General features: G+C 59.1%; 22 protein-coding genes. 13 read left to right on the top strand and 9 right to left on the bottom strand.

Annotated elements, in window-relative coordinates; all coding sequences use genetic code 11:
• Positions 1–133: 133 nt before the first annotated feature.
• Both aqpZ and JJJ17_RS13180 read left to right on the top strand, forming a co-directional pair.
• A complete protein-coding gene (aqpZ, locus tag JJJ17_RS13185; RefSeq protein WP_200687213.1) occupies positions 134–820 on the top strand; it encodes an aquaporin Z in 687 nt (228 codons plus the stop codon).
• 1 nt (position 821) lies between these two features.
• Positions 822–1199 (top strand): DUF6180 family protein, encoded by a 378-nt coding sequence (locus JJJ17_RS13180; RefSeq protein ID WP_200687211.1) that lies wholly within the window; start codon positions 822–824, stop codon positions 1197–1199.
• 62 nt (positions 1200–1261) lie between these two features.
• On the opposite strand, the gene JJJ17_RS13175 is transcribed toward JJJ17_RS13180, so the two are convergent.
• Positions 1262–1618 (bottom strand): hypothetical protein, encoded by a 357-nt coding sequence (locus tag JJJ17_RS13175; protein ID WP_200687209.1) that lies wholly within the window; start codon positions 1616–1618, stop codon positions 1262–1264.
• Between the two features lie 119 nt (positions 1619–1737).
• Between JJJ17_RS13175 and JJJ17_RS13170 the strand changes: the two genes are divergently transcribed.
• Positions 1738–2082 carry a zinc ribbon domain-containing protein YjdM gene (locus JJJ17_RS13170; protein ID WP_200687206.1) on the top strand — a complete coding sequence of 115 codons (345 nt, stop codon included), beginning with the start codon at positions 1738–1740 and terminating at the stop codon, positions 2080–2082.
• A 166-nt stretch (positions 2083–2248) separates the two neighbouring features.
• Here JJJ17_RS13170 and JJJ17_RS13165 read toward each other — a convergent pair whose 3' ends face one another.
• Both JJJ17_RS13165 and JJJ17_RS13160 read right to left on the bottom strand, forming a co-directional pair.
• The gene (locus JJJ17_RS13165) at positions 2249–3244 is read right to left on the bottom strand and encodes a zinc-dependent alcohol dehydrogenase family protein (RefSeq protein WP_234464083.1); all 996 of its coding nucleotides are present in this window, start codon (positions 3242–3244) and stop codon (positions 2249–2251) included.
• A gap of 398 nt (positions 3245–3642) precedes the next feature.
• The gene (locus JJJ17_RS13160) at positions 3643–4008 is read right to left on the bottom strand and encodes a winged helix-turn-helix transcriptional regulator (protein ID WP_200687204.1); all 366 of its coding nucleotides are present in this window, start codon (positions 4006–4008) and stop codon (positions 3643–3645) included.
• 97 nt (positions 4009–4105) lie between these two features.
• Between JJJ17_RS13160 and JJJ17_RS13155 the strand changes: the two genes are divergently transcribed.
• A complete protein-coding gene (locus JJJ17_RS13155; RefSeq protein WP_200687202.1) occupies positions 4106–5137 on the top strand; it encodes a zinc-binding alcohol dehydrogenase family protein in 1032 nt (343 codons plus the stop codon).
• A 66-nt stretch (positions 5138–5203) separates the two neighbouring features.
• Positions 5204–5503: a DUF1330 domain-containing protein gene (locus JJJ17_RS13150; protein ID WP_200687200.1), complete on the top strand. Its 300-nt coding sequence runs from the start codon at positions 5204–5206 to the stop codon at positions 5501–5503.
• A gap of 134 nt (positions 5504–5637) precedes the next feature.
• On the opposite strand, the gene JJJ17_RS13145 is transcribed toward JJJ17_RS13150, so the two are convergent.
• The 4 genes from JJJ17_RS13145 to JJJ17_RS13130 form a co-directional block, all read right to left on the bottom strand.
• The gene (locus JJJ17_RS13145; protein ID WP_200687198.1) at positions 5638–6141 is read right to left on the bottom strand and encodes a flavin reductase family protein; all 504 of its coding nucleotides are present in this window, start codon (positions 6139–6141) and stop codon (positions 5638–5640) included.
• A 98-nt stretch (positions 6142–6239) separates the two neighbouring features.
• Positions 6240–7271: a methionine synthase gene (locus JJJ17_RS13140; protein ID WP_200687196.1), complete on the bottom strand. Its 1032-nt coding sequence runs from the start codon at positions 7269–7271 to the stop codon at positions 6240–6242.
• Between the two features lie 29 nt (positions 7272–7300).
• The gene (locus JJJ17_RS13135) at positions 7301–8278 is read right to left on the bottom strand and encodes a DUF1852 domain-containing protein (protein WP_200687194.1); all 978 of its coding nucleotides are present in this window, start codon (positions 8276–8278) and stop codon (positions 7301–7303) included.
• 160 nt (positions 8279–8438) lie between these two features.
• The gene (locus tag JJJ17_RS13130; protein WP_200687193.1) at positions 8439–8660 is read right to left on the bottom strand and encodes a hypothetical protein; all 222 of its coding nucleotides are present in this window, start codon (positions 8658–8660) and stop codon (positions 8439–8441) included.
• 60 nt (positions 8661–8720) lie between these two features.
• Here JJJ17_RS13130 and JJJ17_RS13125 point away from each other — a divergent pair, with 60 nt between their 5' ends.
• Entirely contained in the window at positions 8721–11549 is a 2829-nt protein-coding gene (locus JJJ17_RS13125; RefSeq protein ID WP_200687191.1) for a hypothetical protein, read from the top strand.
• Positions 11550–11662: 113 nt separating this feature from the next.
• Here the strand turns inward: JJJ17_RS13125 and JJJ17_RS13120 are convergent, their stop codons facing one another.
• Positions 11663–12742, bottom strand: a complete 1080-nt coding sequence (locus JJJ17_RS13120; protein WP_200687189.1) for an alpha/beta fold hydrolase — start codon at positions 12740–12742, stop codon at positions 11663–11665.
• 251 nt (positions 12743–12993) lie between these two features.
• Between JJJ17_RS13120 and JJJ17_RS13115 the strand changes: the two genes are divergently transcribed.
• The 7 genes from JJJ17_RS13115 to JJJ17_RS13085 all read left to right on the top strand — a co-directional run bounded on the left by JJJ17_RS13115 (position 12994) and on the right by JJJ17_RS13085 (position 19996).
• Entirely contained in the window at positions 12994–14502 is a 1509-nt protein-coding gene (locus tag JJJ17_RS13115) for an ABC transporter substrate-binding protein (protein WP_200687187.1), read from the top strand.
• An 88-nt stretch (positions 14503–14590) separates the two neighbouring features.
• Complete coding sequence (locus tag JJJ17_RS13110; RefSeq protein WP_200687185.1) at positions 14591–15532, top strand: ABC transporter permease; 942 nt, start codon at positions 14591–14593, stop codon at positions 15530–15532.
• Positions 15532–16395 (top strand): ABC transporter permease, encoded by an 864-nt coding sequence (locus JJJ17_RS13105; RefSeq protein ID WP_200687183.1) that lies wholly within the window; start codon positions 15532–15534, stop codon positions 16393–16395. Before JJJ17_RS13110 ends, JJJ17_RS13105 begins: the two co-directional genes overlap by 1 nt.
• Position 16396: 1 nt before the next feature.
• Positions 16397–17521, top strand: coding sequence for an amidohydrolase/deacetylase family metallohydrolase (locus JJJ17_RS13100; RefSeq protein WP_200687181.1), 1125 nt, complete (start codon positions 16397–16399; stop codon positions 17519–17521).
• Positions 17522–17536: 15 nt separating this feature from the next.
• On the top strand, positions 17537–18538 hold the full coding sequence (locus JJJ17_RS13095) for an ABC transporter ATP-binding protein (RefSeq protein ID WP_200687179.1): 1002 nt from the start codon (positions 17537–17539) through the stop codon (positions 18536–18538).
• Positions 18535–19497 carry an ABC transporter ATP-binding protein gene (locus JJJ17_RS13090; protein WP_200687177.1) on the top strand — a complete coding sequence of 321 codons (963 nt, stop codon included), beginning with the start codon at positions 18535–18537 and terminating at the stop codon, positions 19495–19497. Before JJJ17_RS13095 ends, JJJ17_RS13090 begins: the two co-directional genes overlap by 4 nt.
• Positions 19487–19996, top strand: coding sequence for a RidA family protein (locus tag JJJ17_RS13085; protein ID WP_200687175.1), 510 nt, complete (start codon positions 19487–19489; stop codon positions 19994–19996). The genes JJJ17_RS13090 and JJJ17_RS13085 overlap by 11 nt, the downstream gene beginning before the upstream one ends.
• Here JJJ17_RS13085 and JJJ17_RS13080 read toward each other — a convergent pair.
• Positions 19984–20790: an IclR family transcriptional regulator gene (locus JJJ17_RS13080; protein ID WP_234464082.1), complete on the bottom strand. Its 807-nt coding sequence runs from the start codon at positions 20788–20790 to the stop codon at positions 19984–19986. The genes JJJ17_RS13085 and JJJ17_RS13080 overlap by 13 nt on opposite strands.
• Positions 20791–20856 lie beyond the last annotated feature (66 nt).

Here is a 20856-nt window from a genome sequence, read left to right as displayed (position 1 = left end):
GCGAGCGGTTTTTGGCCTGAAAAGTTTAGAAGCGCAATATTTTCGTTGAGTTTTCAATGTTCAAGATCGATTGATGAGGCAGCTACCGCTGAAAAGTGGAGCCATTCACGTTGAAATTCATTGGAGAAATTTCATGCAGAAGCAGCTTGCTGCCGAGGGTCTCGGCACGTTCTGGTTGGTCTTCGGCGGGTGCGGAAGTGCGATCTTTGCAGCCGCTTATCCTGAACTCGGTATCGGCTTTTATGGCGTCGCGCTGGCATTTGGTCTGACGGTTCTGACGATGGCCTATGCGGTCGGCGGCATATCGGGCGGCCATTTCAACCCGGCTGTCTCGGTCGGTCTGGCCGTGGCGGGCCGGTTTCCGGCCTCCAGGCTGGCCCCTTACATCATCGCGCAGTTGCTGGGGGCGATTCTGGCGGCGGGCGCGCTTTATCTGATCGCATCCGGCAAGGCCGGGTTCGAGGCCGGTGGTTTCGCCGCCAACGGATACGGGGAGCATTCGCCCGGCGGTTACTCGATGACGGCGGCACTGATCATTGAAGTGATCCTGACCGCGTTCTTTCTGCTGACCATTCTTGGGGCGACCCATGGCCGCGCTCCGGCAGGATTCGCGCCGATCGCGATTGGATTGGCGCTGACCTTGATCCATTTGATCTCAATTCCAGTCACCAATACCTCGGTGAACCCGGCACGTTCGACCAGTCAGGCCTTGTTCGCAGACGGGTGGGCGCTTGGCCAGCTTTGGCTGTTCTGGCTCGCTCCAATCGTCGGTGCCGTGATCGGTGCCCTGATCTGGAAAACCGTGGGGGAGAAGGATTGAGATGAAAACGCTCCTTCCGATGGTTGCGGCGGCAGTTCTGGCCGGACCCCTGCCGCTGTTCGCCCAAAGCGCCGATTTTAGTCTGACATATCATGTTGAGCGGCTTGGTGCCGAACAACTGAGCATTGAGCAATGCGGTGAGATCGTCGCCCAGGTCGCGGCGCAGGCTGGCCTGCGCGCGGCTGTTCAGGCTTATCCCGGGCAACTGGTGACGGTGTCAGGTGGCGCGGATGGCGCAGGCGCGTTTGTGACGCAATGTATCACCGTGGATGCGAAGACCGTCGTTGTCGTTCAGGGCATCGATTATCAGCAACAGAAGGGTTCGCTTGGCAGCTTCGCCGATCAGGCCTTTGCAGCCGTGAAAACCGCTGCAAACTAACGTGGCGACCAGCGCGCATTGAATCATGTGCGCTGGTCATCTTATTGCCGTGTCCCGCGGCTTCAAGCCCGCTTACGACGCGCCCCGAATGCCGCCCCAAGAGCCCCGATGCCGCCGCCGATAAGCGCGCAGTTGATCAGGATGGAGACGATGTCCTGCTTGTTGGCGTTCGCGATGTTGGTGGCTGCGGTCTCGGCGTCGGCGCCGGACTCGCGGGCATCCATCATCGCGACCACGCCGGGTTCGTTGCATTTCGGCAAGAGCGTATCCAGTGCTTCCTGTTGCTCGCCATAGATCGATCGCGTGATTTGTTCGCAACGCGCCTGATCTTCTGCTGAAACGCTGCTGCCGCCGAACTGCCGATAGCTGCCGAAGCCGATCAATGCGACGGCGAGTGCCAGATAGATGATTTTGTTCATTTTAATTGCCGATAAATGGGGTTGATATGCGGGCCATATCTGAACCTCGGCGTACTGTTAAGGGAAAAATCAATGACCGAGCGATGGCCTTCGCCCGGTCAGGAGAGTAAAGCTTGCTGATGACCGACATCTTGCCACCGTGCCCCGAATGCTCTTCTGCCTTCACCTATCAGGTGGATGCGTTGTTGATGTGCCCTGAATGCGGGCATGAATGGGCGGCAACGGGTGGCGATGCCGCAGAAGCTGCAGCCGTGCGTGACAGCGTGGGCAACGTTCTTGTCGATGGCGATACGGTGACGGTGATCAAGGATCTGAAGCTGAAGGGGTCGTCCTCGGTGATCAAGGTCGGCACGAAGGTGCGCGGGATCAGGTTGGTCGAGGGCGATCACGACATCGACTGTAAGGTGCCCGGCATCGGCCAGATCGGGCTGAAGTCGCAATTCGTCAAGAAAGTCGTCGAGTAGCTCTTAGGCGTGTTGACGCGACTTTCTCCGTTACGGTCAACGAAAGCCAGCCCAAGCGTGAGAACGAGCTGCTCACCGAGACCAGATTATGGTGGTCGTTCGCGCGGTCTCGACATAAAAACCAGCCGCGCTTCAAGCGCGGCTGGCTGCGTTTTGGTGGTCGGGCTTAGCGCGGTTTGGGAAGCTCCACAGTCTGACCCACGACATCGATAGCCACTTTGCCGCGAAGTCCGCCCGCTTCGAGCAACTCGTGCGCTTCGCCGATGCGAGCCAAAGGCAACACCGCTCCTATGACAGGCTTGACCAGACCGCGTTCGACGAGGGTGGTCAGCGCGTCGAGCTTGCCCCTGTTCTGACGGGTGAACACGAAATGATAGGCGGCGTTCTTGCCCCAGGCCTCGATAAGGTTCTGCGGCTGGGCAAGATCGACGATACTGACAACCCGTCCGCTATCCGCAAGGGTAAGCGGGCTTCTGGTCAGGGTGTCGCCGCCAATGGTGTCGAACACGACGTTCACGCCCTGTCCATCCGTCAGCTCTGCCACGGTCGAGACGTAGTCATTGGCGGTATGGTCGATTACCTCATCCGCACCAAGCGAACGGACGAAGTCGTGGTTGCTCTGGCGCGCGGTCGTGATGACCCGTGCGCCCATCGCCTTGGCGACCTGAATCGCCACCGTGCCGACACCGCCGGCGCCGCCATGGATCAAAATGGTCTCTTCCACGCTAAGCTGAGCGCGGCTTACCAAGGCTTCCCAGACCGTGCCGCCAACCAGCGTCAGGCTGGCCGCTTCCAGATGGCTGATGTTGCGCGGCTTGCGGGCGACCAGTTCGACATCGGCAATGTGCTGTTCAGCATACGACCCAGGACCGCCGAAGATTTTTGGCGTGTAGTAAACTTCATCGCCGATCTCGAACTCGCTGACATCCGACCCTTTCTCTTCCACGACGCCGGAAATGTCATGGCCGATGATGGCGGGAAGCGGCACGTAGTCGGTGTAGTCACCACGCCGGATTTGATAGTCCAGAGGGTTGATGGCGGTGGCGTGAATGCGGACCCGGACTTGGCGCGGTCCGACGGATCCCACAGGAACATCGCGCAGTGCGAAAGCGTCGAAACTTCCAAACTTTTCAAGAACAATCGCCTTCATGGTGGAGGTCATGATCTTTCCTTTTCTCAAGCTAAGCTAACTATGAGATCAAAATGGGGCGTATGTCATTTTTATGTAATACGCACAAAATTTTGCTTAGGTATCTTGTGGGATACCGTTATTTCAACGAGACATCAGGCGCTATGCGGCAGCCGGTGGTGCCGTCAGTTTGTCCGGACCCGGCGCACTGTCCGACCGGGATTGAAGGCGACGCCCAAACGGTGGCACGAGCGAACAGCGCGCTGGTTTCGCCTTCAAATTATGGGACGGTTGTTGATACCCGGAAGCCGCAAAATGCGGGCCTCTGAATTGTCAAATACGAAACACCGGATATCCGTGGCACCCCTGCTGTCGAATGACGGCAGAGGATGGAACGCGATGGTTAATCGAATGACTAAGGTTAATCGGCGCTACGCATCTGCCGTTGCAGGCTGCTTGAACAGATCCATATTCGCTTCTCCCCAAGCCGAGAGAGACAGCAGGATCGGAATAAAAGTCCGGCCTCTATCAGACAGGCTATATTCGACCCGTGGCGGCACCTCTGCATAGACGACGCGATTGATCAGTCCATCCGCTTCCAATTCGCGAAGCTGATTGGTCAATGTCCTTTGCGTCACGCCCGGCATCAGACGCTTCAATGCGTTGAACCGGATGGTTCCTCTATCCTGAAGATACCAAAGCGCGACGCATTTCCATTTTCCGTCAATCAGACTGATTGCCGCCTCGACCGTACAACCGGGACTGCTATCCAGACTGGTGTGGCGTCGTTTGGCCATGGCAGTATCCTTTCATACACCAAGAGTAGATTTTGTGCGTATCGCGCCGTTGGGATATACGTCTTAGGTTGGCTTTCATCAAGATTGAGGTGCGAACATGAAGGCCATTGGATACAAAGTCCCCGGACCGATCGAAGGCGAGGGATCGCTTGTCGATATCAACCTGCCCGATCCCTCGCCCAGCGGGCGCGACCTTCTTGTCGAGGTGAAGGCAATTTCCGTGAACCCGGTCGATTACAAGATCCGCCGCAGCGCGACCCCGCCGGACGGCGAGTGGAAGGTGCTAGGCTGGGATGCCGCCGGCATCGTTCGCGCCGTCGGGCCAGAGGCAACGCTGTTTCAGCCGGGCGATGAGGTGTTCTATGCGGGCTCGATCATCCGTCCGGGCACCAATGCAGAACTGCATCTGGTCGATGAGCGGATCGTCGGCAAAAAGCCTGGAACGCTGGATTGGGCGGAAGCAGCCGCGTTGCCGTTGACGACGCTGACCGCGTGGGAGATGTTCTTCGACCGTCTGGACGTGACCAAGCCGGTTCCGGGCGCGGCCCCCGCCATCTTGATCATTGGCGGTGCCGGTGGCGTCGGTTCGGTCGCGGTGCAAATCGCCCGCCAACGCACCGACCTGACCGTGATCGCAACTGCCTCGCGCCCCGAGACTCAAGACTGGGTCAAGACGCTGGGCGCGCACCATGTCCTTGACCATTCGAAGCCGCTGGCACCCCAGATCGAGGCGCTAGGCATTGGTGCTCCTGCTTTCGTCTTCTCAACGACCCACACGGCTGACCACGTCGCCGATATCGTCGAACTGATCGCGCCACAGGGCCGTTTCGGCCTGATCGACGATCCGGCAGGCTTCGACATCATGGCGTTCAAGCGCAAGGCGGTTTCCATCCACCATGAACTGATGTTCACGCGGTCGATCTACGGCACGCCAGACATGGCCGAACAAGGACGAATCCTGAACGAGGCAAGCGCCCTTGTCGATGCGGGCAAGCTGCGAACCACGCTGACCGAACGCCTGTCGCCGATCAATGCCGCCAATCTCAAGCACGTTCATGCGCTGATCGAAAGCGGCAAGGCGCGAGGAAAGTTCGTCCTTGAAGGCTTCTCGACCGATAAACCTGCGTGATGCATCCTGCTGGCTTCGTGCAGAGCCGACACAGGATGTAACCGACAAAGTGAAGGAATAGCTATCATGCCAGCCTATGTTGTTTTCATGCGGGACGAGATGGTCGATCCCGTCGAGTTCGATCAATATGCCGCCAAGGTCGATGCAAGCTTCGAAGGACACGAGGTAAAGCCGCTTGCTGATTACGGCACGATTGAAACCTTGGAGGGTGAGGAAATCGACGGAGCGGTCATCCTCGAATTCCGCGATATGGACGCGGCGCGGGCCTGGTATCGCAGCTCCGCATATCAGACGACCGCACAGCACCGTTTCAAAGGTGCGCGGTACCGGGGATTTATCGTCGAGGGGTTGCCAGCGGAGGAATGATGCCGTTTCGGCAGTCCCGCGCGGATGACAGAGAGTTTCGCAGTCGGGATCATCTTCCCGTATCAGAATAGGGACAACCGCTCTGCAAGTTGTCGATACGGTATAGATGGTCCAACTGGATCAGTCGGTAATGCTTAACTGGCTGGTTGGGCCGCAAGACTACCAAATCGCCCGCCGTGAAACAGAAGCGGGGCGGCTGTCGGGTTGCGGTCAAGATGGCGGACATGGCCTAAAAGAAGGACGTGATCACCCGCCTCGACCTGTTGCACGACATCGGCGACGAGCACGGCGGCGGCATCGCGCAACACCGGCAGGCCATGATGCTCACGGAACGGTTCGGTCAATGTATCGTCGGTCCGGCCCGAGAAATGCATGGCATGCGCCTGCATCTGCTGCGACAGAATATTCACCGCATAGCGGCCTGACTTTTGCACCTTGGCCAGCATTTTCGATCTCCGATCCAGAGAGATGGAGATAAGCGGCGGATCGAGCGAGACCGACATGAAGGCATTGGCCGTCATGCCGTGATCGCCTTCGGGCGTGCGGGTGGTGATGACCGTGACGCCGGTGGCGAAACTGCCGCAGCAATCGCGCAGGGCGCGGGGATCGATGGCGTCTATGACGGCGGTGTCAGACATAGGGCTTTTCCCGGTCAAAGGGTGAGATATGTGCAGGTCCTTCAAGATCCGGCCCCTCCGGCTTTTCACGCAACATTCGGGCGGTCGTCTCGGGGCAACTATGAGGCCGAGAGTTCCCGCCGCACGATTTCCGCGCCCGCACTCAGCGCGTTGAGTTTGCTCCGGGCTACGGTCCGCGAAAGCGGCGCCATACCACAGTTGGTGCAAGGATAAAGCTTGTCGGCATCCACGAATTGAAGCGCTTTTCGGATCGTATTAGCGACGTCCTCGGGGGTTTCAATGGTTTCGCTTGCGACATCGATGGCCCCAACCATCACCTTCTTGCCGCGAATAAGCTCAATCAGGTCCATCGGAACATGAGAGTTGTGGCATTCCAGTGAAACGAGGTCGATGCTGGATTTCTGCAGCTTGGGAAAAATCTCTTCGTACTGGCGCCATTCCGCACCCAGAGTTTTCTTCCAGTCAGTATTGGCCTTGATGCCATATCCATAGCAAATATGAACCGCCGTTTCGCAATTCAGACCCTCGATCGCCTTCTCCAAAGTGGCGATGCCCCAATCGTTCACCTCATCGAAAAACACATTGAAAGCGGGTTCATCGAACTGGATGATATCAACGCCGGCAGCCTCAAGTTCCTTGGCTTCTTGATTGAGGATTGTGGCAAATTCCCAAGCAAGCTTTTCGCGGCTTTTATAGTGGCTGTCGTAAAGCGTATCGATCATCGTCATTGGCCCCGGCAGGGCCCATTTGATCGGAGCTTTGGTTTGCTGACGTAAAAACCTGGCATCTTCGACAAAAACCGGCTTCTCGCGGGCTACAGCGCCAACGACGGTCGGCACGCTTGCATCATAGCGATCACGGATTTTGACGGTCTCGCGTTTTTCAAAATCAACGCCGCTGAGATGTTCGATAAATGTGGTGACAAAGTGCTGGCGCGTTTGTTCGCCGTCGCTGACAATATCAATTCCGGCAAGCTGTTGTTCGCCCAAGGACACACGCAGCGCGTCTTGTTTACCCTCGATCAGTTCCTCACCCTGCAATTTCCAGGGCGACCAGAGCTTCTCGGGCTGCGCAAGCCACGAGGGTTTCGGCAGACTGCCAGCAGTCGAGGTGGGGAGCAGTTTTTTCATGATAGGCGACCCTGTGCGTTTGCGATCAATCAAAGAGCGTATTCGGCAGACCATTCTTCAAGAATGGCATGATATGGTTTGATGAAATGCTCTTCAGCAAACTTGCCTTGCGCAACAGCCAATTGGCTGCGTTCTTCGCGATCATAGACGATTCGTGTGAGCGAGTAATCCTCATGCTGCAGGCTTGGCTCAAAGCTCTGGCCCGCTGTAGAGTTGGCATTGTAGATCTCGGGTCGATAGATCTTTTGGAAGGTCTCCATCGTGCTGATAGTGCCGATCAGTTCCAGATTGGTGTAGTCGGTCAGCAGATCGCCAAAGAAATAGAACGCCAAAGGTGCGGCGCTATCTGACGGCATGAAATAGCGGACCTGCAGTCCCATTTTCTGGAAATACTGTTCGGTCAGCGACGTATCATTCGGCTGATATTCAACGCCCAGAACGGGGTGAGTATTTGCCGTTCTATGGTAGATCTTGTTGTGCGAAACGCTGAGGCAGATCACAGGCGGCTTGCTGAATTTCTCTTTATACGCCTTCGACTCGACGAAGCATTTGAAGATCTTTCCGTGCAGTTCCCCGAAGTCCGCAGGGATGCTGAACCCGTCCCTGTTCCTGTTATGCTCGTGTAGAACCACGCTGAAGTCATAGTCGCGCACGTAAGAAGAGAAGTTGTTTCCAACGATGCCTTCGACGCGGCTGTCGTTCTTGCGGTCAATGATTGTTGGTTTCAATATTTCAATGGCCGGGAAGGTGTTTCCAGAGCCTTCGACATCCATCTCGACCGAGATAATCTCGAGTTCGACTGAATAACGGTCGCCGTTGGGATTGTCCCATTGCGCCAAGGAATTGCAACGGTTGTCGATCATCCGCAATGCGTTGCGCAAATTTTCCTTGCGGCTGTCCCCACGCGCCAAATTCGCAAAGTTGGTCGTAATACGTGTATTGTCCGACGGATGATAATTTTCGTCGAAACTAACACTTTTTACCTTAAATGCGAAACCGTTGTTCATCGTGGTCGGATATCCCAGTTATCTGATTTGAGGCCTGGATCCAGCTATTGTCCTTGCAGGACGTCCCAGCCTTCAGATCCTCAATCAGCAGTCTTCATGTTGCCCAGCGTCAGGGCCGTGCCTGCTGTATGATCGAAGAAAAGCATGAACAGAAATGATTTTACTTCATTGACGCATGAACCGCGTTCATGCCTTGCCTTGGCAGGGTTACAGTCGGCGAATGACAGTGCCAGAATCGGAGTGGCGTGACAGCAGGGCAAGCCTTGTCGATCATGGGCATATCTGCGGCCACCGATCCACGCACCCGCTTGTCGCGCTCATAGCGTCCCGAGAAATTGTTTTTATCAATCTTGTCAAGGGCATAAATTTCAGGATTCGTCATGGCCTTGTCATGATGGGGTGGCAATGACGCGAAAAATGAACAATCGCAGGACTGCCACCCATGACTGTCAGTGTCGATCTGCCGCGCCCGAACAATGCAGCAACCGTTCCGCATCGCGACGTAAACGACGGTATTCCCCGGCAGATGCAGGAAGGTCTTGATCAGGCCAAGGACAAGAACACCCGCGACGGCACCTCGAACGAAAAATGGCCCGATCCGACGGAAACCTCTGTCACGAGAGTCGAGGGGGAATCGGATGAGCAGGGTCGCCCGAAGCTGGAATATTTTGACAATCACGGCGGCAAATTCGTCCAGTTGGACCGCAAGACGAACCCCGAGCTGTATGACTATCTTGAACGCCATCAGGAATTCAGCGCCTCGGAAAAGACCGTGGAATATGCCGAGACGCAGGCTGACGAATTCGATGCAAAGATCTGGCAGCGTGACGGTGATCTGCCCGGTCTGAAGGACATCCGTTCTGCCGAAACCCGCGGCGATGCCGTGATGCTGGAGACGAATGACGGCGACCGTCATGTCGTGACACGCCAACTTGCGCCCGGATCTTTTGACGCTGCGGCAGGGCTGGCGCGTACGGTGGACGGAATCCAAATGAGCGAGGAGCAGGGCTACAAGAACACGGTCGATGACGTTTACAGCAACCAGCAGATACAGAAGGCGAAGATTGGCGCGGAAGATGAGGTTGGTCCGGGTCTGATCCGCGCCGAAATCCCGGTCGGCGATGACGATGTCCGTAAGGTGATCGTCTCGGAAGAGCTTAACCCGAATCTCTATGACCGGCTTGCCTCGGCCCGCTCCGGTTTTGTCGATACCGACGGGCAAGTCGATGATGCGCGCGGTAAAAGCGATCTCCCCTCGGTCGGCGATGTCGATCCGCTGAGCATGGAGACGACCGAGACCGTCTCGAAGGATGATGACACCAAGCTGACCGTTTCCGGGTTGGCGTGGCGCAATACGCTGGACGGCTGGAAGCGCGGGATAGATGACGGCAGCATCGGCGCGGATGACGACCGGGCAAAGCTCTATGATACCTTGCGCGCCAAAACCATGCTGGACGACGGCACAAAGATGGTCGCGCTGGATATGTCGATGGGACAGAATCTTGTTGATGTGAACCATCTGGACATGGCCGCGATCATCGATGCGTCGAAGCTGGACACGAATATCGCCGACCTGATGGGGTCGGAAAGCGTGCAGAAAGACTATATCGCGGCGCAGGACGAGGCGATCAAATCGCTGCCCGATGGTGACAAAGTTCATGACCGGCTAAGCGATCTGGCCTTCAGCGACGATTATGTAAGCTACATTGCCGACCTGAAAGAAAAGGGCGACGGCGATCTGGCCGAGGCCGATATCGCCCGCACTTATGCGGGGCTGGCCGCCTTTGACAAGGAAGAGGCGGGCCAGTTCGCGCAGACCATGTTGCTGAACGGGCTGACCGCAGATCTGGATAAGATCATGGGCGATCCCGGTTCGATCAGTGAGGAAAACGAGGCGCTGGCGACCAAGGACGTTCTGGTCACAGTCCTTTCGACCCTGAAGAAGGGCGGTATCGACGTGCCGCGCCGGACGGTCGATACGCTCGACAAGTTCGTGAACGAGTTTCTGGACGACAAACAGCAGGCCAAGACCTTCAACGCGGTCCTGCAAGAGCTGGGCGACAAGTTCAACAAGAATGGCACGCTGACCCAGGCCGATATCGAGAAAGTTGCCGATTCCAAGGGCAAGGATATTTTCAAAGCGCTGAACGAGCGCAGTGACGGCGCCGCGCTGAGCGTGCTGGGCGAGTTGAACAGCAATGGCACCTTGGGTTCGGTCGGCGGCGCCATCTCTTTGGCATCCGGCATCTATCAGTTGACCGGAAAGGGCGGCACGCTGGCGGATACCCCCGAAGAGCGTCTGGCCGTCGCGAAAGAGTTTGTCAGCTTCCTTGGAGCGGGTCAGCATTTCGCCAATCTCGGCTCGAATATCTATGACAAGGTGATGGGCACCAATGCCAACAAGATGCTGGGTCTTGATAAGACCCTGCCGCAGATCTTCAGCCGCGATAATGCCTCGGGTGGAACGCCCTTCACCCCGGAGATCGGCGAACGTTTCGTGCAAAACTTTGAAGCCGTGCTGGATGAAGCGAATATCGATGGCAATGCCGATCTGTCGAAGCGGCTGAACCTCAGCGAGAACGAGGTCAAGGAGATCAAGAAGGGCATCGAAAACGGCTATGTGAAGAACCCGGAACTGCCCGGATCGACCAATTTCTCGCGCATGGCCTCGGCCGCGCTGCGGATCATGGATGCGGGGGCCAATGTCTTTACCGGCGTGGCCGATGTGGTTCTGGGCGGATTGTCGATCAAACGTGGTGTCGGCGCGGGCGATGCTGGCGCGATTGCCAGCGGTGCGATTCAGGTGGCGGCGGGGGCCTTTACCTTCGGCGGTGGCGCGGCGACGGGTGCCGCGACCGCTGGCCGGATCGGCGCCGCGATAGGGCGCGCATTAGCGGGGCCGCTGCTGGGCGTCGGGGCTTTGCTTGGCGCAATCGCCTTCCTGCCGTCGATGATCATCGACGACATCAAGCACAACAATAAGATGGACAAGCACCGCGACGATATGAGGGACCTGTTCTCGCGGCTGGATGGTCAGGACGTGCTGATGGGTGACGGTGCCAAGCGCTACGAATATCTGGACGAATACCTTTACAACTACGGTCAGCGCGACGCACCGGATGATGTAAGCGTCTTCGATTACCGTCCCGAAGAATGGCAGTTTTACCTTGATAACGATCACCTGCCGAGTCCGGGCTTCGACGATGTCGAGCATAAGGACTACAAGGGAGATGGCGACAATCTGGACACTCGTTTGGACCGGATCGGCTAACTCGGGCGCTTCGGCAACGGGTTTCCGTCACTGAATCGGGCGCGGGCGCGGCATGCATCGTTTAGATGAAACAGCTTTTGCCCGCGCCTGCGATATCGCCTTTCCCATGCAGATCACTGCCAGGCGCAAATTCCAAGGAATTCGCCTTCTGCGACGTCCTCGTTTGCGATGAGTTTGCTTTCGCCGTCGCGGCACACCACGGTATGATCGTCGTAACCCGCCATATCTGCGAGGATCTGGTCCCAGTGGCGATACTGCACGGTGTGACCTTCACCCGGATAAACGACAGCCTTCGCGATGTTGGGGAAGGCTGCTTGCCAGTGCTCCATCTCTTCGGCCGGCACAGCCTGATCGGCTTCCCCGAAATAAAGATAAACCGGCGCCTGAACAGCCGACGTATCGACGACGGCATTATCCCGACAAACCAGCATCGATTCATGGGTAAGTGCTGACGGATCGCCAAGCTGTCCGCTGACATAGAACGACCGCGTGCCGTCCGCATAGGCCCGCGTCTGCCAGCCCGGAATAACCAATACCGGAGACCCCGGAACGCCCCACCAATCCTTTGGCTTATGGGTATAGGCGGACAGGCTTTCGTCCCAGTCCGCAGCACTTCGGGAGCAATCAGGCTCTGCACGCGATGAAAGCGTGCGCGATACCGCTGCCCCTGCATGGATGGATGTGACGCGATCCGGCACCGCTGCTGCAAGATGCGCCGCATATGCGCCACCGCCTGAAATCGCCATGATCGCGAATTTGTCGATGCCAAGATCATCCAGAACCGTCAGCACTTCGTCCGCGTAATCCTTATATCCAAGGCTCGGGTCGAACTCGGATTCTCCAAATCCATTGCGCTCGACGGAAATCACTCTGATTCCCAACTCTTCACGGGTTGTCCGGGCGAATTCGGTCAGTTGAAATGCTTCAAGGCTGGTGCCTTGTCCGCCGATGAATACGACCGGCTTGTCCTCGGCGCTTCCCTCATCGATGTAGAACACATCCCTTCCGTCTTTTGACAGAGAGTGGACCTCTGCCCCGATGTGATCGAAACTTTCCTGAAGCCGCAGCGATGAGGGATCGCGGGCTGCACGCTCTTCTTCGGCGATGCCGGGGGCGGCGCTGAGAATTGCGGAAGCGGTAAGCGCGGCGAAATTCAATCTCTTCATCGGGACACCCCATAGAGCAAGCTGCATTTCCGAGCGCCCACGCTGGCAGAGGAATGTCAGAACGATGAGGCCTCAAGGGTAAGGTAAGCAGAGGCCTACCTTCACCATCGGGCAAATTGCGCATCAAATTTTGCAACTTGCGCAAGAATATTAAGATTCGACATTCCCGGCTTCGTCTCGTTCGCAATTATGGAACATAGTTGACTCTTATGTAGGTTCGAATCTCTACTCCTTGTTGCGGACTATAGAACATTATAAGAGAATACAGGGAGCCTCAGATGAAATTCCGCGCCACCTGCCTTGCAGGCGCTGCCGCCGTTGCGCTGTGCGCTGCTGGCCCGCTTGCCGCCCAGGGAAATGTTGATGTCGCCATCATTGGCGACGCCGATACCTTCGATCCGATGATCTCGACCAAGGATGTGGTCAGCATCGTGACGCAGCACTTCTTGGAGACCCTTTATACCTTCGATGAAAACTGGCAGGTCGTGCCGCTGTTGGCCGCGGACATGCCGACGATCAGCGAAGATGGGACGACCTACACAATCCCGCTGCGCGAGGGTGTCAGCTTTCATGACGGCTCGACCATGGACAGCGCCGATGTCGCCGCGTCCTTGAGCCGTTGGAAAGATGTCGCCAGCCGGGGCATGGCGATTGCCGACCAGATCGGAAGCATCGAAGCGACCGCTCCGTCGGAAATCACCATCACGCTGACCGAACCCTATGCGCCGCTGGTGACGCTGTTGGCGTTTTCGAATTCGGCGGCGGTGATCTACCCGGAAGAAATCATCGCCCCCGAGATCAAAGAGCCGATCGGAACCGGACCTTACAAGCTGGAAGCCTATCAGCCTGACCAATACACGCAGTTGGTTCGTTTCGATGACTATACGCAGCCGGGCGAGGCGGCGGGCGAACGTGCCCAGACGCCGGACGAGATCCGCTTCATCCCTGTCCCCGACACCAATACGCGGGTCGAGGGTCTGCTGTCCGGGCAGTTCGACTATGCCGACAGCCTGTCCACCGAGGCCTTTGCCCGGATCGAAGGCTCGGACGTGGCCGAACCCGTCTTGCTGGATGCCTTTGGCTGGCCGCTTTTCGCGGTCAATCACAAGAAGGGGCTGATGACCGATCTGAATATCCGGCGCGCGGTTCAGGCGGCCTTGCCCTATGACGACATGCTTTTCGCGGCATTCGGGGATGAGAAGTTCTTCCAGACCGATGGCGCTTTGTATCCCGAAGGCTGGCCGTGGCACACAGAAGCCGCGACCGAGCTTTATAACATCAACGACCCTGAAAAAGCCGCCGAGTATCTGGCAGAGGCCGGTTATGACGGCCAGCCGCTGCGCATCCTGACCTCGCGCCAGTATGAATTCCATTATCAGATGGCCGAAGTCGCTCAGATGGCGCTGGAAATGGCTGGCTTTACTGTCCAGCTTGATGTGGTGGATTGGGCGACGCTGGCGCAGAACCGCGACAACCCGGATCTGTGGGACATCTATATCACCCACTCGCCCTTCCTGCCCGAGCCGACGTTGACATCGTCGCTATTTGGCACCGCCCGTGAAGGCTGGGTCAACCCGGACAAGGAAGAGGTTCTGGAGCGGTTCACCCGCGAAACCGATCTCGACGCACGCAAGGCGATCTATGCCGAGCTGCAGGAACAGGTCTATGGCGACGTGGGCATGATCAAGATCGGCAATTTCAGCGCCGTGCAGGGCAAATCGCGGAAATTGTCGGGCGTCGTGCCCTCGCCCTGGCCCGCGTTCTGGAATGCCGCCAAGGCTGAATAGACGATGATCCTTCCGGTCGCGCGGCAAGCCCGCGCGACGGATTTTTCGCCATCCGAAACGGCACCTTTCGCAACGCATCGAGATCAACATGCGCAGCTATCTTCTTCGCCGCCTGATCGGCATGATCGTCGTCATCTTTCTGGTGCTGACCATCGCCTTCGTGCTGGTGCGCCTTGCGCCCGGCGATCCCGCCTCGTTGATGCTGGGGCCCGACGCCTCGCCGGAAGAGGTGGCGGCGCTGCGGGTCAGACTGGGACTGGATCAGCCGATCATCGCTCAGTTCGGCAGCTTTCTTGCCAATGCGCTGCGGGGCGATCTGGGACAATCGCTGTTCTTCAATCAGCCGGTCACCACGGTTCTGGCCAGCCGGGCCGAGCCGACGATCGTCCTTGCGCTGTTTTCGCTGCTGGTGGCGCTGGTGATCGCGACCCCTATCGGGATCTGGGCCGCCTATCGACGCGGCTCTGTGCTGGATCAGACCTCGATCACCACGGCGATGCTGGCCGCGTCGGTTCCCAGCTTTCTGACCGGGCTGGTCTTTCAACGCTATCTCGCCACCGATCTGGGCTGGTTTCCCGCATCAGGCTATGGCGGTGCGGGCGCAGGTTTTACCGAGCGGATGCGCCATCTGATCCTGCCCGCCATCACGCTGGGCATCACCAATTCCGCGCTGATCCTGCGTTTTACCCGCGCGTCGATGCTGGACATTCTGGGCGAGGATTACGTGCGGACTGCCCGCGCCAAAGGCATGACCGAACGCCGCGTGGTTCTGCGTCACGCGCTGAAGAATGCGGGCATTCCCATCATCACGGTCGTCGGGCTCACCTTTGCATTGCTGGTATCCGGCGCGGTCGTCACCGAACGGGTCTTCAATCTGCCCGGCATGGGAAATCTGGTGGTGAATGCGGTTCTGCGCCGGGACTATCCGGTGATTCAGGGCACGCTGATCGTCGTCGCAGCGCTTTACGTGCTGGTGAACCTGATCACCGACCTTCTTTACCTCGCCGTTGACAAGAGGGTGAAATACTGATGGCCGGCCCCGCTTCTTCTGCTGCAGCACCCCCCAGCCTGCGCAAGCTGCTGATGCAACGGCCGTCGGTCGTGGTGGCGCTTGCGGTTTTCGTGCTGATCGTTGCGGCCTGCTTTCTGTTGCCAGCCTTTGGGCTGACCAGCATCGGCGGCATGTCGGTCAGGAACCGTCTGACCGGACCCGGTGCGGAATACATGCTGGGCGCGGACGCCTTTGGCCGCGATGTGCTGGGCCGTCTGATGGTCGCGGGTCAGACCTCGCTGGGCATCGGGTTGGGCGTGGCGCTGCTGTCTTCGGTGGCGGGGGTCTTCATCGGGCTGGTTGCCGGGTTCTTCCGCAAACTGGACACCCCTTTGTCCCGTCTTATCGACGCGATGATGGCCTTCCCCGATATCCTTCTGGCCTTGTCGCTGGTGGCGATCTTCGGCGGATCGATGGGCAATGTCATCCTTGCGCTATCCGTCGTTTACGCCCCGCGGATTGCCCGCATCGTCCGCGCCTCGACGCTGGTGATCCGCGAGTTGCCTTATGTCGAGGCCGCGCGGGCCCTTGGCACCCGGACACCGACGATCATGGTGACGCATGTGTTGCGCAATATCGTGTCGCCCATTCTGGTGCAGGCCACGTTCATCTTTGCCTATGCCATGCTGGCCGAGGCCGGGCTGTCGTTCCTTGGTGTCGGCGTCGATCCGAAGATCCCGACCTGGGGCATCATGGTGAACGAAGGCCGCCAGTATATCGACAACGCCTTCTTCCTGATCCTCTTTCCCGGCCTCGCCATCGCGCTTTCGGTTCTGTCTTTGCAGATCGTCGGCGACGGATTGCGCGACGCGCTGGACCCCAAACTTGCCAAGGAGACCTGACGTGCCGCTGAGACTGACCAATTTCAAAGCTGTAGGCCTCGACACCACTCCGGACGAAATCTTCGTCGATGCGTCAGGCAATGTCGCAGCCACCCCGGCAGAGGGCGCCGAGACGCTGGATCTGAACGGTGCCTATCTGTCGCCCGGCTGGTGCGATCTGCATGTCCATGTCTGGCACGGCGGCACCGATATCTCGGTCCGCGCGTCCGAGGCCGGTCGCCCCACCGGCGTCACCGCAATGGCCGATGCAGGGTCTGCGGGCGAGGCCAGCTTTCACGGCCTGCGGGAATATGTGATCGACCCGGCAAGTGAGACGATCAAGGCATTCCTGAACATCGGCTCGATCGGGCTGGTTGCCTGCAACCGGGTGCCAGAGCTGATCGACTGGCGGTCAATCGACATCGACCGTACGCTTGCCGTGATCGAGGCCAATCGCGATGTCATCTGCGGCATCAAAGTCCGCGCATCGGGCGTGATCGTCGGAAGCTGGGGCATCACCCCGGCCAAGATCGCCAAGCGCGTGGCCGAAATGGTCAATCTGCCGCTGATGGTGCATGTCGGCGAACCGCCCCCCCTGATCGACGAGGTGTTCGAGCTGCTGACACCCGGCGACATCGTCACCCATTGCTTCAACGGCAAAGCGGCAGGATCGATCCGCGATACGGCAGCGCTCTTCCAGATGGCGCAGGATATGGCCGCGCGCGGCATCCTGATGGATATCGGCCACGGCGGGGCGTCCTTCAACTTCAAGACCGCGCGGGATTCGATTGCCGACGGGCTGCGGCCGTTCTCGATCTCGACCGATCTTCACCAGCATTCGATGGCCAAGCCCGTCTATGACATGGCCACGACCATCTCGAAACTGCTGGCGGTCGGGCTGAGCTTTGAGGACTGTCTGGAGGCCACGACCAACGCGCCGCGATCCGTCCTTGGTCTGTCGGGCGCCAATGGGCTGGCCTCTGGCATCCGTGCCGACTTCACCGTCTTCGATCTTGAGGATGCCGAAATCGACGTGATGGACAGTCAGGGCAACCACATGGTGATGGGCCGGGTGTTCGAACCGCGCCTGACCGTTCTGGGTGACGACGCCAAGCCCGCCTCACGGCGGCTGCCGCCCGAGACCTGAGAAAGGATGATCGCGATGCAGACGCCGGATGACACGATCCTGTCGGTCGAGGGGCTGCGCGTCGGCTTTGGCCGGGGGGCTGCCACCGTGACCGCGTTGCGCGATGTCAGCTTCACGCTGGGCCGGGGTAAGACGCTGGCACTGGTCGGTGAAAGCGGATCGGGCAAATCGGTGACCTCGCTGGCGCTGATGGGTCTGCTGCCGCCTTCGGGGCGAATCCTGTCGGGACGGCTGAACTTTCGCCGATCAGATGGCACGGTCGTCGATCTGGCCGGGCTGGACGCTGCAGGATACCGGGCGATGCGAGGGCCGGGTATTTCGATGATCTTTCAGGAACCGATGTCCTCGCTGAACCCGCTTTTCACCGTCGGCGATCAGATTGGTGAGATGTTGTTGCTGCACGAAAATGTCTCTTCGGCACAGCGGGACAAGCGGGTGATCGAGATGCTGGAACTGGTCGAGATTCCGGGGGCGGCGGCGCGGGCCAAATCCTATCCGCATGAATTGTCGGGCGGTATGCGACAGCGGGTGATGATCGCCATGGGGCTGATCTGCAACCCGGCGCTGCTGATTGCGGATGAGCCGACGACAGCCTTGGACGTGACCATTCAGGCGCAGATCCTTGACCTGATGCGCAGGCTTCAGAAGGAGTTGGACATGTCGATCCTGTTCATCACCCACGATATGGGCGTGGTCGCCGAAATGGCGGATCAAGTGGCGGTGATGTATGCGGGCGCGGTCGTGGAACAGGCCGGGGTGCTGGATCTGTTCGACCATACCCGCCACCCCTATACCCAAGGGCTGCTGGCCTCGATCCCGCGGGATGATCTGGTCGATGGCGAGCGGTTGGTGCCGATCCCCGGATCGGTCCCGTCGCTGACCGCCTTGCCATCCGGCTGCGCCTTCGCGCCCCGTTGCAGCCATGCGCAACCTGAATGCCACCGGCCCGTATCGCTTGAGGAGAAGGCCAGCGGCCATCTGTCAGCCTGCATCTTCGACTTTGCGGGGGCCGCATGACCGACGCGCTTTTGCAAATCCGAAACCTGACCAAGCGGTTCGATACCGCATCCGGCACCGTTCACGCGGTCGAAGATGTCAGCTTCGACATCCCGCGGGGCTCGATCATGGGGCTGGTGGGGGAAAGCGGGTCGGGCAAGACCACGCTAGGCCGGGCGCTGCTTCGTCTGGTCGAGCCGACCAGCGGCCAGATCCGCTTTGACGGCACCGACATCACCACGCTGGATGCAAAAGGCATGCGCGACATGCGCCGCCGGATGCAGATCATCTTTCAAGACCCCGTCTCGTCCCTGAACCCTCGCCTGAAAGTCGGCGACCTGATCGCCGAGGGCTTGCGCGCCTTTGGCATCGGCACCCGCCGGGATCGTCGCGACCGGGTGGCCGCGCTGCTGGAAGAGGTGGGACTGAATGCGGACCACATGAACCGCTATCCCCATGCTTTCTCGGGCGGACAGCGGCAGCGTATCGGCATCGCCCGCGCACTGGCACTGGAGCCGGATTTTATCGTTGCCGATGAAAGCGTCTCGGCGCTGGACGTGTCGATTCAGGCGCAGGTGCTGAACCTGCTTCTGGAATTGCGGGAAAAGCGCAATCTGACGATGCTGTTCATCGCCCACGATCTGTCGGTGGTGAACTATCTCTGCGATCAGGTCGCGGTTCTTTATCTTGGCCGCCTGATGGAGATCGGGCCGACAAATCGGGTCCAGCGGGCCTCGGCGCATCCCTATACCCGGGCGCTGAACTCGGCGATCCCGCAACCCGATCCGCGTGCGGCGCGCAATCGCACGCCGTTGCAGGGCGACATCCCAAGTCCGCTCGCCCCTCCTTCCGGCTGCGTTTTCCGCACCCGCTGCCCGCATGTCGCCGATCTTTGCGCGACAGGCGTGCCCGACGCGCATCTTCTGGGTGCTCACCATCAAAGCTACTGCAAAAGAACTGAGGAACTTTATGGACACTGACGCGCTGGCAAGCACGCCCGAAACCCGCTTTGCCGCCTTGGGCATCACGCTGCCAAAGACGGCACCGGCGCCGATCGGTTCATTCCGCAACGTCCGTTGTTCGGGCAACATGATCTATGTGTCAGGGCAGGGTCCGGTCCGGGCAGATGGCACGCTGATTCAAGGCAAGGTCGGCAGCGAAGTGACCGCCGAAGAGGCGCGCGAACATGCAAAGCTGGTCGCGGTCAACATCCTGACGGCGCTGCGCGACGCCTTTGGTTCGCTGGACCGCGTTGGCGGTGTGGTGAAACTGCTGGGACTGGTGAATGCGGACCCGGATTTCGAACGGCATCCCTTCGTCATCGACGGTGCCTCTGACCTGCTGGCGGAAATCTTTGGAGAGGCGGGGATTCACGCGCGGTCGTCTTTCGGGGTCGGCTCATTGCCCAACCGTATCCCGGTTGAGATCGAGGCGATCTTTGAAGTCGCTGCCTCCGCCGCAGTGGATCAGGCGCGGTGATGCAAGCCAAGCGCCCTTTCGACGGACAGCGCCGCTTCGCGGACCTCGCTCGAAACAAGGGCGAATTTGTCGCGGACCCGGTGCTTCGGCATCACCACGGACAGGGTCAGCTCACAGGTGCCGTCCAGCCCCCGGATCGGCGCCGCGATGCACGCCACCTGATCTTCGGAAGTGTCGATCTGCACCGACAATCCGTTCACAAAATCTTCGCGCGACATCTGGGCAAGCTTGGCCGGATCGGTTTCGGCAAGCCCGGTATTCGACGGGCGGGCGCAATCCTGAAACACCGCCAGACGTGCGGCATCCGGCAGATGGCCGATCAACAAGCGTCCCGATGCGGTCCAGTTCAGCGGCACCCTTGTGCCCACATCCGAGGTGACGCGGAACGCTCCGGTCCCCTCGGCCATCGCGACGACCTGCATCAGGCCGCCGTCGCGCGCACAGATCTGCACCATTTCGGCGACCCGCTCATTCAGCGCGAACATGGCGCGTTCCGCCTCGCTGAAGGCGCTCATCCGCGCGCGATAGGCAAGCCCGTAGCGCATCAGACGCGGCCCCAGCCAGACCCGGCCATCGGCACTGCGCGACAACATCGCCCGTTCTTCCAACTCATCGATCAGCTTGTAAACGGTGGAAGGCGGCGCGCCGGTGACCTTTGCCAATTCATAGGCCGTCATCGGCTGATGACGCTCGGTCAGGATGTCGAGGATCTGCAACGAACGGTCGATGCCGCTGGTGCGGGACCGGCGCGCCGGACCCTCCGCTTCATCTGCCGCAAGATCGGCACCCATCATACCACCTACCTTCGCCGTTTCCATCATTTTGGCACAAATACCACAGTTATGGAACCTACCTCAAGA

Source organism: Paracoccus caeni (genome assembly GCF_016629665.1).
Taxonomy (GTDB): Bacteria; Pseudomonadota; Alphaproteobacteria; order Rhodobacterales; family Rhodobacteraceae; genus Paracoccus; species Paracoccus caeni.
The sequence above is the reverse complement of the archived record's forward strand: the minus strand, read 5'-3'. Positions and strand labels throughout refer to the sequence as shown.